The following is a 14,079-nucleotide window of genomic DNA, read 5'->3' as shown; positions in this document are numbered from 1 at the left end:
GATCGTCATGCGGTCGCATCACTCACTCCAGATATGTCGGGAACCGAATGAAAAAGCCGGACGACTTCTTCCTTGGGACAGGTCGTCGACGCACCTTTCCTGGTTCCACCTGAGTCACGCACGTCGCGGCGACAGCCGCGGGAAGGAGAGCCATGGCAGATCCCGCCACGCTAGGAGCAGCACGACCACTCCATGACGTCGTCCTGCGCGCTGACGGCCCGCTGACGCTCACCGCCACCGCCGTCCGCCACCTCACCGAGCTGGGCGGCACGCCATACTTCTCCGCCTCATCGGCCGGACCCGGAACGCTGGCGCTCTCCGCGCCGGGAGAGAACCTGCTCGTCGCCGAGACGGCATGGGCGCGTGCCGCCCCGGCAGAGGACGTCGGAGATGAGGCGACGGCGCAGGCCGCGACCGGAGTGATGCACGTACACGGCCGTCGCAGCGGTGAGCCACGGGGGCTGGCCGCCGACTACCTGAGCACGGCGAGCTCGGTCTTGACGGCGCAAGGTCTACTGGCCGCGCTCATCGGCCGGGCACGCGGCGCGGCCATCGCGAGCGTCCGGACAGGCGTCGATCTGGCTGGGCTGCTCACGGTCAGCCAGTACCTCGCCGCCGCCACGACGGAGGAGGACGAGGCGGTGCCCCTGACGCCCGGCGGGCCGCCCTTCACCTCGGCGGACGGGGTGACCTACGAAGTGGAGACGCTGGACTCCACCGTGTGGGTGGCGTTCTGGAACACGCTCGGCGTGCCGGTCCGGGTGGCGTCGGCGGGCTGGCGGTCCTTCCAGTTCAGGTACGCCACGGCCTGCTCCCCCCTGCCTCCTGCCCTGTACGAGCGCGCCGCCGCCACCCCGTGGCACGAGGTACGAAGAGCCGCCAAGGAGCACGGCGCCCTCTGTCTGCGCGCTCCGTTCCCTGCCTGAGCGGGCCGCCGAACCCCGCGCGGACATGCCCTGGCAACTGTGGCCTCATCGGCCGGAGCCGTCGCCGGGACCGCATCCGCACCCGCCCGAACCGGAGGATCTGTCCCAGCCGCTGGCCGGCTTCACGGTTCTGGAGGCGGGGCGGCGCATCCAGGCGCCCCTCACCGCACACCTGCTGGGCCTGCTCGGCGCACAGGTGATCCGGATCGAGCCGCCGGGCGGCGACCCGCTGCGTGGGATGCCTCCGACGTGCGGCGGGGTGTCCGCCCGGTGGCTCGCTCTCAACCGCGGCAAGACAGCGGTCGAGATCGACATCAAGTCCGCTGCAGGCCGAGCCGATCTCGGTGACCTGGTATCGCGTGCCGACGTGTTCGTCCAGAACTGGGCGCCCGGCACGGCCGAACGCCTCGGGCTCGACAGCGGCGACCTCTGCGGGGTCAACCCCCGGCTGGTCTACGCCTACACCAGCGGCTGGGCCGGACGGCTGCCCGATGCGCCGCTCGGAACCGACTTCATGGTCCAGGCCCGCACCGGTGTCGGCGACGCGATCCGGCCCGATGGCGAACCCGCCACGCCGTCGCTCATGACTCTGCTGGACGTGCTCGGCGGCCTGCTCGGGACTGAGGCCGTGCTGGCCGGGCTGTTGCTGCGCGAGCGCGAGGGGTGCGGTGTCCGGGTGGATTCCTCACTCCTCGGCGCGGCCGAACTGCTCACCGAACCCGCACTGGCCCGTGCCGCCGCAGGCGAGCGCTTCCGCATGCCGCCTGGGTTCCGGCACCCGCTGCCCACCGCCGACGGCTGGGTGGCGGCGGGTGATGACCCGGCCCCGTACGCGGACAAGGTCCTTGAGCTGGGCACCGCCGAGGCCGTCACGCTTCTGCGCCAAGAAGGTCTGCGCGCCACGGCGGTGACGACCGCGCTGGACGCCTTGCCTACCGATCCTCGCTTCGCCACCGCGCTCGCCTGTGACGAGTACGGCGCCCTCGCCGTTCCCGCGCCCTGGAGGTTCGCGTGAGCCTGCCCCTGTTCGACCTCGTTCCCGCCGAGCTGCGCCGCGCGTGGGCGGCCGACGGTATCTGTCCCGACCTTGACCTGTACGCGCTTTTTCGTGCACACCGCCTGATGGCGCCCGCACAGGTCGCGGTCATCGATGACGCCGGCTCGCTCGCCTACGCCGAGCTCGACGGGCTGGCCCGCGCCGCGGCGGCTGGGCTGCGGGACTTGGGCGTGTGCGTGGGCGACGTTGTCGGCGTCCAGCTGCCCAACGGCCGGGACGCTGTGATCGCCGACCTGGCGCTGGCCGCCCTCGGAGCGGTGGCGTTGCCGTTCCCCCTGGGGCGAGGGGTCGCCGAAGCGGTCTCCCTTCTCGATCGTTCCGGTGCTCGCGCCGTCATCGCCGCTGCCGAGCACAAGGGCGCTTCGCCCGCCGGAGAGCTGGTGGCCGCCGCCGATCGGCTACCCGGCCTGCGGGTCGTGATCGCGACCGGCGTGGGAGCAGCCCCCTTGGGCAGCGTGCGCTGGGCCGACCTGCTGCGCTCCGACGGCCGCGGGTTCGCCCCGGCCCGCCCGGATCCGGACGGCGCGGCGCGCATCCTCGTGTCCTCGGGATCTGAGGCGGAGCCCAAGATGGTCGCCTACTCCCACAACGCGCTGGCGGGCGGCCGCGGTAATTTCATGGCCACCCTGATCCCCGGCGGCGAACCACCGCGCTGCCTGTTCCTGGTACCGCTGGCCTCCGCCTTCGGCAGCAACGGCACCGCGGTCACGCTCGCCAGGCACGGCGGTTCCCTTGTGCTGCTGGACCACTTCTCCCCGTCCGGCGCGCTCGCCGCCATACAGGATCACCGTCCTACGCACGTGCTCGCCGTACCGACGATGATCCGGATGATGCTGGGTCAACCACCCACTGATCCCATGCCGGCCATGACCGCGCTGGTCCTCGGCGGCGCGGAGCTGGACGCGGCCACAGCGGACGAGGCTGGTCAGATGTTCGGCTGTCCGGTCGTCAACCTCTACGGCTCGGCGGACGGCGTCAACTGCCACAGCGGCCTGACCCCTCCCGCTGCCGCCGACGCGGGACCGGGCGTGGTCGTCGGCCTGCCCGATCCCCACGTGGCCGAGATCCGGATCGCGCCTGCCGCGGACCAGGCAGAGTTCGGCGAGATCATCGCGCGCGGCCCCATGACGCCGATGTGTTACGTCGGGGCCCCGGAGCTGAACCATCGCTACCGTACGGCAGAGGGCTGGGTGCGCACCGGCGACCTGGGCGTGATCGACGGGGACGGGCGGCTACGCCTGATGGGGCGGCTCAAACAGGTGGTCATCCGCGGAGGCGCCAACATCAGCCTGGCCGAGGTCGAACATGCGGTGGTCAGCCACCCTGGAGTGCGGGACGTGGTCTGCGTCGACGTGCCCGATCGGGTGCTCGGCGAACGGCTGGCGGCCTGCGTCGTGCTCAGGCCCGGCGCGCCGGTGGAACTGGCCGACCTCTGCGCTCACCTGCTCACGCGCGGGCTGGACAAGAGCAAGCATCCCGAGCGCCTGCTGGTGGTCGACGCCTTGCCCCTCACCCCGGCGGGCAAGCCCGACCGCTACGCGCTGCGCGCACGTCTCACGAGCGCGCATCCGGAGCGTGTCTGACGGTCGCGGGGCCGGAACCCACGGGTCCCGGCCCCGCGACCTGCCTGTCAGGCGGCCTGCTCCGCGGCGAGCCACGAAGCCGACAACTGGTGCCGGGCTCGGGCCACCCTGGAGCGCACGGTGCCCACCGGGCAGTCGAGCAGTTCGGCGGCCTCCATATAGGGCAGGCCCAGGACCTGGGTCAGCACGAAGGCCCGGCGTCGTTCGGGCGGTACCTGGGCCAGCAGTTCGGCCAACTCCACCCCGTCCTGAGAACCGGGGAGGTCCTGCGGCTGGCATCGTTCAACGGCCGCCTGCCAGTCGGCCAGGTCCGCCACCACCGGCCGCGTCTGGGCGGCGCGGAACCGGTCGACGACCACTCTTCGCGCGATGGACAGCAGCCAGGCTCTGGCCGACGACTTCCCGGCGAATCTGGGCAGGCTTCGCAGGACCCGCACGAAAGTCTCCTGGGTGAGGTCCTCCGCCGACTGGACGTCGGTCAGGTAGGTGAGGAAGCGGCGCACGTCGGCGTACGCCGCGCGGGTGAAGGCCTCCACGTCGGCGGGGGCTCCGTCGCGGGCAGCCAGGGCCAGCACGGTCAGAGGTCGGTCGTGGGCGGCGCGTTCATGGCGGAGACGTGCATCCATGTCGATCACTCCTTGCGTCTGGTGACAGGACGAAGAGCGGCGTATGAAGGGCAGAGGACATGCGGCTGGAACGATCTGCACGACCTGCGCAGTGGCAGGCAACGACCCTGCTGACGGCCGTCATGGCCTTCTCGATGCTGCAGTTGTTCCTGATCGGCGCTCTGGGGCCGAGACTGGTGGTCGAGGCGGGCATCCCGCGCTCGGTGCTCGGCTGGACCACGACGGCCGGGTTCGGTGTGGCGGCCGTGCTGTCCTTGAGCGCGGGCCGCTGGGTCGACCGACTGGGCGCGCGCCGCTGTGTGGTGGCCGCGCTGGCGCTCACCGCCACGGCTCTGGCGTTGATGGGCACCTCGTCGGGGACGGTGATGCTCCTCGCGGCGGTGGCGCTGGGTGGCCTGCCTCAGGCGCTGGCCAACCCGGCCACCAACAAGGTGATCCTGGCCACCGTCGAACCGGCGGCGCGTGGACCTGTCATCGGCTGGAAGCAGTCGGGCGTCCAGCTCGGCGCCTTCGCCGCGGGCCTGCCCCTGGCCACGCTGGCAGTCTGGACCGGTTGGCGAGGTGCGGTGTTGACCGCGGCGGCCATCGCGCTGCTCACGGCGGGCTGGGCGATCCGCGCGCTGCCTCCGGACCCTGAGCAGACGACCGTCGCGCCCGAAGGCGATCCGCCGCGAGCGAGAGTGGGCCGCCTGGCGGCTTTCTCCTTCCTGCTGGGCTGCGGTATCGCCGCCGTCAACACCTATCTGGCGCTCTTCGGCACGCAACATCTGGGCCTGGTTCCGCTGGTGGCGGCCTGGTTGGTCGCTGTCTTGGGCGTGACCGGGATCGCCGGCCGGGTCGGCTGGTCGCGCCGGGCCGGTCGATCGGAACGGCCGGAGTCGCTGCTCGGGCTTCTGGCCGCCGGCGCGTGCGTCGCCACCGCGCTGCTCGCCGCCGCCCCGTTGGCTCCGGCCCTGGTCTGGGCAGGAGCCGCGGCGATCGGGGTCTTCGCGGTGGCGGGCAACGCGGTGAGCATGCTGGCGGTGGTCAGACGAGCCGACGTGCGAACGGCCGGCCGGGACTCCGCGCTCGTCTCCGCCGGATTCTTCGCGGGCTTCGCGGTCAGCCCTCCCGTCTTCGGGCTGCTCCTGGAGTCCGCGGGCTATGTCTGGGGATGGGCGCTGGTGGCGGTCGAGTTCGCCGCCGCCTCCATGGTCGCGGCGATGCGGCCGAACCGATGAGCCGCTGGGCCGAGCGGGCGCTGAACGCGATTCTGCGGCGTGTGACGGAGACGGAGGATCAGTGCGGGAACCGGTGGCCGCTCTACGCCGATCCGGACTCGGCTCTCTGGACCACCACGGGGCGAGGGTCATGGACCGGCGGTTTCTGGGCGGGCCTGCTGTGGCTGCGAGCCACCGTCAGCGCCGATCCGCGGCATACGGCCGTGGCATGCGAGCGAACCGAGGCGCTCGCGCCATGGGTTGACGCGGACACCGCGACACGCGGCATGATCTTCTGGTACGCGACGGCGCTCGCCGAGGGAGCCGAGGAGTTGCGCCGGCGTACGGCACTGGCGTGCCTGAACGCCCATGATCCGGAGCTGGGCTTGGTGCCGTGGGGGTCGGCGTTCGGCGGGCCGCGCCTTCTGGCCCGGGTGGATGCCCTGCCGGGCCTGGTGCGTTTGCTCCCGGAGGGCGGCCCTGCCGGTGCGGCGGCGGCCGATGCGCACGTCGCGTTGCAGCTCGGCCTCACGACCTCGGCAGGCGCGCATCCGTCGTGGATCGCCGTACCCGGAGGTGGTTGGTCGCCCTATCCGGAGCCCGGGCCTGGCTGGAGCCGTACCGTGGCGTGGCTGGCGCTGGCCGTCGCCGACCACGCGCAGGTCAGTCCAGCTGGGCCCGTTCTGCTGCACTGCCTGTGCGGCTGGTCCGGCTTCACGGCGAGGTTCGCGAACGGGGCGCCCATCGTCCCGCCGGCCTCGGCCGTTCGGCCGCAGGGGCCGGCGGACACGTCCGCTGCCGCGATCGAGGCCGTCGCCGCGCTGAAGCTGGCCGCGCTGACGGGTGAGGACCGGTGGCGCGATCGCGCCACCGAGGTGCTGCGCGTGCTCGTCACGGATCATCTGCGTGACGGCCGCCTGCTCGATGGCTGCTACGACCTCGCTCACGGCGTCGCTACCAGCCATGAGTTGGTCTGGGGTGATTTCTTCCTGGCTCTCGCCCTCGCGATGCTCATCGGCGTCATCGATCCCTTTGCCTGCTGAGCGCCCTGTCGGCGGCATCCGCGAAGGGAAACCTCCTTCCCGGGCGTGCCGCCGCGACAGAGCGGTGGAGGCGGCCGGGCCGGTCGGCCCGCCGCCGACGATGAGAATGGGAACGTCCATGGAACTCCTCCAGCGCGGGGCGGTCCGCGGACCGCCCCGCCTTGGTGTCGTCAGGCGAGCGCGGCGATGAGCGCGTCGGCGTTGGCCTTGTACATGGCGAGCAGGTCGAGGTCCTGGTCCGGGAAGTTGTTGATCACCACCCGCTTGGCCCGCACGTCGGCGAGAGCGTCGCCGCCGGGCATCGCGGAGTTGTCGAGGATCAGCCGGGGCTTCTTGGCCGCCAGTTCCGCGATCTGGGCGGCAGTGGGCGGCTGCGGGCCGTACACGCCGGCGGGCTGGACGCCGGCCAGGTCCGCGGCCCAGGCCACGAACGCCTGCGCGACGACTATCGGCGCAGAGCCTCCGGTCGCCTCGGTGACCTGATCCTTGAGCGTGGCGTACTCGGAGTCGAAGGTCGTCGTCCATGTCTTGGCGGCTTCGGCGGTGCCGAACTCGGCGGCCAGCCGCGCAACCTCCGCCTTCGCCTTGCCAGGGGCGTTGTCCAGACCGACCTCGATCAGCTTGGCGTCGGAGCCTGCCGCCTCCTTGAGCTTGCCCGCGAACCCCTCGAAAGCCGCGTACAGGACCACGTCGGCCTCGGCCACCTTGGCGAGGTCGGAGGGCTTCGGGTCGTAGTCGGCGGCGTGTTGCACCCCCGGTGGCACGATCACCGCGATGTCGGTGGCACCGGCGGCCTTCGCCAGGCCGGCTTCCCAGGTGGAGGCCGCGACCACGGTGAGCCCTTGGCCGGTCGCGGCGGGCGGGCTGCCTTGGGCGTCCGCGCAAGCGGTCGCGGTGAGAACGAGGATGGTGACCGCGATCGCCTTGAGTGTGCTCATCTGGTGGGGGCCCTTCTGGTCTGGAACATGGCGGACGGGATGGCGTGGAGCAGGAGCGTGCACAGGCCTCCGACGAGGACGAGCGTCGGCCCGGGTGGGAAGTCGAGGAGGAGGGCGAGCAGGAAGCCGCCCAGGTTGAACACCAGGCCGAAGATCACCGAGTAGCGGATCATGGACGCGAGTGAGCTCCCCACACGGCGGGCCGCAAGGGCGGGAAGCAGCGTGAGGGCGTCGACCAGCAGCGCGCCGGTGAGCCGGATGGCCGAGGCGATCGCCACGGCGATCACGACGAGCAGGATCAACGTGAGCCGATCCACTGCGACACCCGAGCACAGCGCGAGCTCGCGGTCGTGCAGCAGCAGCGCGAGGTCCCGGTGGCGCAGCCGGTACAGCAGCGGCACGATCACGGCGAGCACGGCCAGGGCTGCCACGTCTCCCGGGCGGGTTGCCAGGATCGAACCCCACAGCAGTTCGAACGCGCCGTTGGCGTTCACCCCCGAGATGGACAGCACCAGCAGCGCTGCGGCGATGGCCAGCGTCATCAACAGCCCCATGGCGCCGGACAGCCCGGACGGGCTGCGCGCCATCGGGGTGAGAGCGCCGCCGGTGAGCGCGCACGCCACCAGCGCACACAGCAGCGGATCGATTCCGGTCAGCAAACCCACGGCGATGCCCAGCAGTGCCACATGCATCATCGCGAAGCGGACCGGCATGATGTCCAGTCCGACGATGAACACGCCCACGATCGGCAGCGCGATCGAGCCGAGCAGCAGCGCCAGCGCGGCCAGTCGTACCGATGGCAGAGCCAGCAGCACGTCGAGGGAGTTCACCGGATCTCCCGCAGCCGTCCGGCGGCCATCTCGGCCACCCGTCCGCAAGCTTCGGTGACGACCCGGTCATGCGTCACTACCACCACGCTCACCGCCAGCCCTTTCAGCAGGGCTGCGACCTGCTCCTGACCGGAGAAGTCCAGCGCGGCCGTGGGTTCGTCGGCCAGAAGCAGGCCCGCTCCCGCCGCGACCTGCCCGAGGGCGCGCGCCAGGTAGGCCCGCTGCAGCTGGCCACCGGACAGGGTCGACAGCGGCCGCTCCAGTAACTCACCGATGCCGAGATCGGCGGCTGCCCGGCCGGCCTCGGCGGGATGGCGGCCGCTGGCCAGGAGCTCGCGAACGAGCAGCGGGAACCGCCCGCTCGCCTGTCGTTGCGGGATCCAGGCGACCTGCGACCTGCGGCGTGCCCACGCGCGCTCACCGCGTGCCTGGCTTCCCCCGACCTCGATCGTCCCCTCCGTATCGCGGTGGAGGCCGAGGAGGGCGCGTAAGAGCGTGCTCTTGCCGGAGCCGTTGGTGCCGGTGATGGCGAGATGCTCGCCAGGCCCGAGGGCGAGGCTCACGTGATCGACCGCGAGCAGCTTGCCGTGCCGGCAGCTCACGTCGGACAGGCGTACGGATGCGGGCACAGCGATGTCAGGTGCGGGCATGGGCCAGACTCCGATGACGGAATTGGGCGTACGACGACGGCCGGGCGGAACGGAGTCCGTCCGGAAACAGGCCGGGAAGGTCAGCCGGCGGGCGAAGGCGGCGGGGCCCGCCCGCTCAGCGAGTGCTTCAGCAGCGCGGAGCGAAGGGGTGTGGGCTCATGGGTGCCCATGGCCATCGCCGTGTATGCCGTGTGGTGCGGCACGCGCATCCACAGGACAAGCCGTCCGGTGAGGCGACGTAGCAGCGCCCAGAGAACCGCCTCACCCCGCGACAGCCACAACGCCGTCATCACGGTCGCCAGGCCATGGGCGACCAGCATTCCCGCCCCTGGGACGAGACCAGAGTGCAGGTGTGCGACGGGCACGGTCTGCGGGACGAGAGGCGATGCGGCGACGGAGAACAGTAGGTGCGTCACCACCTGCACGGCGGCGAGGAGGGAGAAGATCACCTCTGTCCCTCGCTCCCGGCCCGTCGCCGGCACAGCGGCTGCGAAGGAGACCGCCAGGGCCACCGCGCCCATGGGCGCGGTCACGCTTCCGCCCCCGAGCAGGTGCGCGAACGCGCCCAGCCCAGAGCACACCACGGCGAAGGCCGCGGCGCGAATCAGGCGGAACGTCACTCCAGCAGGCATTACTCCGGCTGCAATCCATGGGGCGGGGCCGACACGGTCATGTTCACCATGCGCCCACTACGACGTGTTGGATGCCGCGAAGGCGGTAGATTCCGGGACGTCTCATCGGTGAGCCCGTCCGAATGCGCGATGAGCCGCCCGCAAGGTACGCGGCGGTCTTCAGCGGGCGTTCAGCAGCGCCGGCGGACCACGCCGACAGATCGCCTGGACGCGCTCAGGACCGCGGTACGTTTTGGCCTCGGCGATGAGCACGACGCCGATCGGCGTGGTGAACGGCTCAACGGCTCCGACGAGCAGCCGGCGCAGCTTGGGCAGTGGGGCCATGCCCCACAACCGCAGCATCAGCCAGACCGCGCTCTCTCCGCGGTAGAGCCACCATCCGCTCACCACCGCGACCACGAGATGCGCCACCGACATGCCGATGCCGGGCATGCCCGCGTGCGCGTGATCGGCGTGCGTGACCGGGATGGGCGCGCTCCTGGTGAACAACTCGTGCAGCAGGATCTGAGCACCCGCCGTCGCCAAGATGACGGCCTCGGGGCCGCGCTCGTGCCGGTTCAGCGCGAAAGCCAGGGCGAAGGCCGCCGCCACACCGACCAACAGCGTCCGCGCGGTGACCGGTGTACCACTGGCGAGAACGTGACCGCCCATCGACATGACGACGCATACGGCCGCGAAGACGGCGGCGCGTGTCAAGCGCGAGACCCATTCCAGGGCGGACACGACATTCATCCTTCCAGTCCGACGACCCGATGAGAAGGCCGGTCCCTGTGTTCCTTCTCCGAATCCCAACATTGACAGGTACGCGGTGGATCGCCGGAAAGTTCGGCACCTGGCCTGCGCCTGCCGATAGTGCCATCCGCACAGGTCGTCCAGCTCGCACGGCTACCGCCAGCGATTCCTGGCCAATCTGCCGGTCAGCGGCGCGGCAGCGATCAGCACTGGCCGTCACGACGGTGGGGAGAATCCCGGCCACAGTGCCCTACTCTCCACTACCGCGTTCTATTGGGACGGGGAGCGGCGCGGTCATGGGAGGGTCCTCCGGCCGGGGTCGGGGATGACGCTGATCTGCGGGATGCCGGTGCTGGGGTGGCGGGTCACCTCGGCGTCCACGTGGTAGACCTCGGCGAGCACGGCGGGGGTGAGCACCTGGGCGGGCGGCCCGTCGACGACTACCCGGCCGTTGGCCATGACGTGGATCCGGTCGCAGAACGTGGCGGCCAGGTTGAGGTCGTGCAGCGCGATCACGGCGGTCACGCCCAGGTCCCGCACCAGCCGGAGAGCGTCGAGCTGGTGGCGCAGATCGAGGTGGTTGGTCGGCTCGTCGAGCACGATCGTGCCGGTTCGCTGGGCGAGGGCGCGCGCGATCAGGACGCGCTGCTTCTCGCCGCCCGACAACCGGTCGAACGAAGCGTGCGCCAGCACGGTCACGTCCAGCGCTTCCAGAGCGCCCATGATGATCTGCCGGTCGTCGGCGTCGTCACCCTGGAAGGCTCGTTTGTACGGGCTGCGGCCCATGGCCACCACGTCGTACACGGTCAGGTCGAACTCGCCGGGGGTTTCCTGCATGACAGCGGCGAGTCGCTGAGCGAGCCGCCTCGCGCCGATCCGCCAGACGTCCTCGCCGTCCACCAGCACCCGTCCGGACGTGGGGCGTTGGGCACGGTAGAGAGTGCGCAGGAGGGTGGACTTGCCCGCCCCGTTCGGGCCGGCCAGCGCCGCCACCTGGCCGGGAGGCACGTGCAGGCTGACGTCGTGCACCAGGGCACGACCGGCCACGACCACGCCGACGTTCTCGGCCCGCAACTCGCCGGGGATCACCGAGCCGCCTTTCGCCGCATGAGCCACAGGAAGAACGGGCCACCGGCGAGCGCTGTCAGGATGCCGATCGGAATCTCCTCCGGGGCGATCATGGTCCGCGCCGCCAGGTCGGCGGCGATCAGGAAGGCCGCGCCCAGCAGGGCAGCGGCCGGAAGGGCGCGGCGGTGGTCGGCGCCGACCAGCAGGCGCACCACGTGCGGCATCATCAGCCCGACGAACCCGATGGATCCGCTGACCGCCACGATGGCGCCGATCACCAGTGCGACGAGCACGAACAGGCCGGCTCGGAAGCGATGCACGTTCACTCCCATGGAGGCGGCCGCCTCCTCCCCTGCCAGCAGGAGGTTCAGCGGGCGGGACACTCCGAGCAGCGCCACCGTGCCGAGCAGCACCGCCGCCGCCGGAATGCCCACGAGGTCCCAGGAGGTGCCGCCGAAGCCACCCAGCATCCAGCGCATCGCCGACTCGGCCTTGCGCGGGTCGCTGGAGGTGATGATGAGGTAGCTGGCGATGGCCGAGAGCACCTCGGCGGTCGCCACCCCGGCCAGGACCAGCCGCACGGTGGTCATGCGCCCGCCGGAACGGGCCAGGAAGTACACCAGCGTCAGCGCCGCCAGGGCGCCCCCGAAGGCGGCCAACGGCAGCGAGAACGCGCCGAACAGCGAGATGTGCAGGACCAGGACGAGCACGGCGCCGATACTCGCCCCCGATGAGACGCCGAGCAGCATCGGGTCTGCCAGCGGGTTGCGTACCAGCGCCTGCAGTGCCATCCCGCACACCGACAGCCCGGCTCCGACGACGCCGCACAGCAGCACGCGGGGAACGCGCACGTCCATCACGATCGTTTCCCTGACCACCGGCCAGGTGGGCTCGATCAGCCCGGGCACGATCCGGTGCAGCACGATCCCCCACACGTCGCCGGCCGCCAGGGCGACCGACCCGGCCGCGATCCCGGCCGTGGCCGCCGCCAGGACCGCCGCGCCCAGCAGGACAAGGACCAGCGTGTACGGCAGGCGCGCGCGGAGCCGCGTAGGCGCGGCCTCCGCCGGCGCGGTCACGAGATGCGGTCCGGATGGAGCTGGCCCGCGAGCGACTCGACGCCCTCCGGCGCCCTGACCCCCAGCACCGTGGACGACAGCGGGAGCACCGCGAAGCGCTGATCCTTGATCGCGGGCGCGTCCTTGAGCGCCGGGTTGCCCAGCAGGAACTTCTTCTTGTCCGCCACCGGCTGATCGCCGTAGTCGTAGATCACGATCACCTCGGGCGCACGTTCGGCGACCTGCTCGAAGGAGACGTCACCGAACGCCTTGGGCAGATCCGCGAACAGATTGACGCCACCGGCCCGGGCGATCATGTCATTGCCGATTCCGGCGCCACCGGCGGTGAAGGCGGTCTTGTCACCGCTGTCGTAGACGAACACCTTGACCGGCTCGACCTCGCCCACCTTCTTCTCGACGCCGTCCAGGACGCCGCGCATCTCGGCGACGCGCTGCTCGGCACGGTCGCTGACGCCGAAGATCCGGCCGACCGTGCGGATCTCCTCCTCCAGGAGGTCCATGGTCACCGGACCGGACGGGCAGGCTTCCAGGTTGAGGTGGGAGTCGATGCCGGCCTTGGCCAGGGTGTCGCGGCCACGTCCTTCCTTGTCGTCGAAGGCGCTCTGGAATCCGCCGTAGACGAAGTCGGGTTCGACGGACAGCAGCGTCTCGTACGAGGGGTACTCCTTGGCGAGGACCTTGACGCCGTTGTAGGCGGTCTCGTACTCCTGCGGGATCCGGTCATCGAGGAAAGCCGTGCCGACCATCGATTTCTCCAGCCCGAGGGCCAGCATGATCTCGGTGACGTGCTGGTTCATCGTGACCGCCCGCTGCGGAGCCCGCTCGTACGTGGTGGTCGCCCCGCAGTTCGTCACGGTGACCGGGAAGCCCGCGACGGTCGTCTCGGCGGACGGTGGTGGCGCGCCCTGCTGAGCATCGCCGCATCCGGCGACCGGCCCGATGATCAGCACGGCGAGCGCCATGAGTGAAAGGGGAAGCGAGCGTCGGCTCGTCATGGGCGGGACCTTTCCTGACCGGCATGACGGGACTGGATCGCTGGAGAAGGGCCGCACGCCAGGCAGCGGAAAGGTGTCATGCCGATTCCGCGGCATGCCGACCACCGTCCTCTCTTTGGGGAGATCCGCCCCAATTTCTTCGAGGAGGCGACCGCGTGAGTCTCCTGGCTCTCGGGTCGACGCTCTCCCCGGCCTTCCCACCCTGGTCAGAGCAGTGGCCTTCGTCGGGGATCGCTCACCGATCACAGTGGCGGGACCGCGCCGGATTCACACCGGCTTCCTCGTTCCGCCGTCGCCTACGTCCGGCATCGTCTCATACGCGCATCCTGGGCCCGGTTGCCGCTGGTGTGCATTGACGAGAACGGGAGGAAAGGATACGTTCCGGTAGATTTCACGGTTGTCCAAGGGAAATCCGGTGAGAAGCCGGTGCGGACGCGCCACTGTATCCGGGACGTAGATCCCGGGAGCCAGGTCGCTTGGCCGCCGTGACCTCGCTATGGGACGCGTCACCCCGAGGAGGCTCGTATGAGTGGTTTGACCACTCCGTCCACCATTCCCTTCCCACGCCTGCGCCCCTGGCTGCTGGCGGTGCCCGTACTGCTGCTCGTCGCTTACCTGGTCCTGATGGACAACGGCGCGGTCTCCCAGACGGGCGCCTTCCTGCACGAGCTGATGCACGACGGGCGGCATCTGCTCGGCGTGCCCTGTCACTAGGGGCCGG

General features: G+C 70.9%; 15 protein-coding genes and 1 riboswitch. Of the genes, 6 read left to right on the top strand and 9 right to left on the bottom strand.

Translation table 11 applies throughout. The annotated features are described in order from the left end of the window. Positions 1-152 precede the first annotated feature (152 nt). Genes OHA68_RS28350 through OHA68_RS28340 form a run of 3 tightly spaced genes read left to right on the top strand, consistent with a single transcriptional unit; the run spans position 153 to position 3,566 of the window. Positions 153-926 (top strand): CoA transferase, encoded by a 774-nt coding sequence (locus tag OHA68_RS28350; protein WP_327102991.1) that lies wholly within the window; start codon positions 153-155, stop codon positions 924-926. Positions 927-951: 25 nt separating this feature from the next. Beyond that, entirely contained in the window at positions 952-1,941 is a 990-nt protein-coding gene (locus OHA68_RS28345; protein ID WP_327102990.1) for a CoA transferase, read from the top strand. After that, positions 1,938-3,566, top strand: coding sequence for a class I adenylate-forming enzyme family protein (locus OHA68_RS28340; protein WP_327102989.1), 1,629 nt, complete (start codon positions 1,938-1,940; stop codon positions 3,564-3,566). Before OHA68_RS28345 ends, OHA68_RS28340 begins: the two co-directional genes overlap by 4 nt. A 47-nt stretch (positions 3,567-3,613) precedes the next feature. On the opposite strand, the gene OHA68_RS28335 is transcribed toward OHA68_RS28340, so the two are convergent. Continuing rightward, the gene (locus OHA68_RS28335) at positions 3,614-4,192 is read right to left on the bottom strand and encodes a sigma-70 family RNA polymerase sigma factor (RefSeq protein ID WP_327102988.1); all 579 of its coding nucleotides are present in this window, start codon (positions 4,190-4,192) and stop codon (positions 3,614-3,616) included. Between the two features lie 59 nt (positions 4,193-4,251). Here OHA68_RS28335 and OHA68_RS28330 point away from each other — a divergent pair, with 59 nt between their 5' ends. Continuing rightward, a complete protein-coding gene (locus tag OHA68_RS28330; protein ID WP_327102987.1) occupies positions 4,252-5,412 on the top strand; it encodes an MFS transporter in 1,161 nt (386 codons plus the stop codon). Then, entirely contained in the window at positions 5,409-6,434 is a 1,026-nt protein-coding gene (locus OHA68_RS28325; protein ID WP_327102986.1) for a hypothetical protein, read from the top strand. Before OHA68_RS28330 ends, OHA68_RS28325 begins: the two co-directional genes overlap by 4 nt. A gap of 170 nt (positions 6,435-6,604) precedes the next feature. On the opposite strand, the gene OHA68_RS28320 is transcribed toward OHA68_RS28325, so the two are convergent. The 8 genes from OHA68_RS28320 to OHA68_RS28285 form a co-directional block, all read right to left on the bottom strand. Beyond that, entirely contained in the window at positions 6,605-7,372 is a 768-nt protein-coding gene (locus OHA68_RS28320; RefSeq protein WP_327102985.1) for a metal ABC transporter solute-binding protein, Zn/Mn family, read from the bottom strand. Further along, positions 7,369-8,202: a metal ABC transporter permease gene (locus tag OHA68_RS28315; RefSeq protein ID WP_327102984.1), complete on the bottom strand. Its 834-nt coding sequence runs from the start codon at positions 8,200-8,202 to the stop codon at positions 7,369-7,371. The genes OHA68_RS28320 and OHA68_RS28315 overlap by 4 nt, the downstream gene beginning before the upstream one ends. Further along, the gene (locus OHA68_RS28310; RefSeq protein ID WP_327102983.1) at positions 8,199-8,852 is read right to left on the bottom strand and encodes a metal ABC transporter ATP-binding protein; all 654 of its coding nucleotides are present in this window, start codon (positions 8,850-8,852) and stop codon (positions 8,199-8,201) included. Before OHA68_RS28310 ends, OHA68_RS28315 begins: the two co-directional genes overlap by 4 nt. An 80-nt stretch (positions 8,853-8,932) precedes the next feature. Beyond that, the gene (locus tag OHA68_RS28305) at positions 8,933-9,484 is read right to left on the bottom strand and encodes an MFS transporter (protein WP_327102982.1); all 552 of its coding nucleotides are present in this window, start codon (positions 9,482-9,484) and stop codon (positions 8,933-8,935) included. 159 nt (positions 9,485-9,643) lie between these two features. Continuing rightward, positions 9,644-10,207: a hypothetical protein gene (locus OHA68_RS28300; protein ID WP_327102981.1), complete on the bottom strand. Its 564-nt coding sequence runs from the start codon at positions 10,205-10,207 to the stop codon at positions 9,644-9,646. 303 nt (positions 10,208-10,510) lie between these two features. After that, a complete protein-coding gene (locus tag OHA68_RS28295) occupies positions 10,511-11,332 on the bottom strand; it encodes an ABC transporter ATP-binding protein (RefSeq protein WP_327102980.1) in 822 nt (273 codons plus the stop codon). Beyond that, complete coding sequence (locus OHA68_RS28290; protein ID WP_327102979.1) at positions 11,302-12,363, bottom strand: FecCD family ABC transporter permease; 1,062 nt, start codon at positions 12,361-12,363, stop codon at positions 11,302-11,304. The genes OHA68_RS28295 and OHA68_RS28290 overlap by 31 nt, the downstream gene beginning before the upstream one ends. Beyond that, positions 12,360-13,358 carry an ABC transporter substrate-binding protein gene (locus tag OHA68_RS28285; RefSeq protein ID WP_327102978.1) on the bottom strand — a complete coding sequence of 333 codons (999 nt, stop codon included), beginning with the start codon at positions 13,356-13,358 and terminating at the stop codon, positions 12,360-12,362. Before OHA68_RS28285 ends, OHA68_RS28290 begins: the two co-directional genes overlap by 4 nt. 141 nt (positions 13,359-13,499) lie before the next feature. Further along, positions 13,500-13,677, bottom strand: a riboswitch (cobalamin riboswitch). 206 nt (positions 13,678-13,883) lie between these two features. Here OHA68_RS28285 and OHA68_RS28280 point away from each other — a divergent pair. Continuing rightward, the gene (locus OHA68_RS28280; RefSeq protein WP_138208152.1) at positions 13,884-14,072 is read left to right on the top strand and encodes a CbtB domain-containing protein; all 189 of its coding nucleotides are present in this window, start codon (positions 13,884-13,886) and stop codon (positions 14,070-14,072) included. Positions 14,073-14,079: the final 7 nt, after the last annotated feature.

It is taken from the genome of Nonomuraea glycinis (assembly GCF_035920485.1).
Taxonomy (GTDB): Bacteria; Actinomycetota; Actinomycetes; order Streptosporangiales; family Streptosporangiaceae; genus Nonomuraea; species Nonomuraea glycinis.
Note: the sequence above shows the minus strand (reverse complement) of the source record. Positions and strands in the feature narration are given on the sequence as shown.

Excerpts from the sequence above, each read along its gene's own strand:
- OHA68_RS28320 (WP_327102985.1), bottom strand. The coding sequence starts at position 7,372 with ATGAGCACACTCAAGGCGATCGCGGTCACCATCCTCGTTCTCACCGCG.
- OHA68_RS28280 (WP_138208152.1), top strand. The coding sequence starts at position 13,884 with ATGAGTGGTTTGACCACTCCGTCCACCATTCCCTTCCCACGCCTGCGC.
- OHA68_RS28335 (WP_327102988.1), bottom strand. The coding sequence starts at position 4,192 with ATGGATGCACGTCTCCGCCATGAACGCGCCGCCCACGACCGACCTCTG.
- OHA68_RS28350 (WP_327102991.1), top strand. The coding sequence starts at position 153 with ATGGCAGATCCCGCCACGCTAGGAGCAGCACGACCACTCCATGACGTC.
- OHA68_RS28310 (WP_327102983.1), bottom strand. The coding sequence starts at position 8,852 with ATGCCCGCACCTGACATCGCTGTGCCCGCATCCGTACGCCTGTCCGAC.
- OHA68_RS28305 (WP_327102982.1), bottom strand. The coding sequence starts at position 9,484 with ATGCCTGCTGGAGTGACGTTCCGCCTGATTCGCGCCGCGGCCTTCGCC.
- OHA68_RS28330 (WP_327102987.1), top strand. The coding sequence starts at position 4,252 with ATGCGGCTGGAACGATCTGCACGACCTGCGCAGTGGCAGGCAACGACC.
- OHA68_RS28325 (WP_327102986.1), top strand. The coding sequence starts at position 5,409 with ATGAGCCGCTGGGCCGAGCGGGCGCTGAACGCGATTCTGCGGCGTGTG.
- OHA68_RS28285 (WP_327102978.1), bottom strand. The coding sequence starts at position 13,358 with ATGACGAGCCGACGCTCGCTTCCCCTTTCACTCATGGCGCTCGCCGTG.
- OHA68_RS28345 (WP_327102990.1), top strand. The coding sequence starts at position 952 with ATGCCCTGGCAACTGTGGCCTCATCGGCCGGAGCCGTCGCCGGGACCG.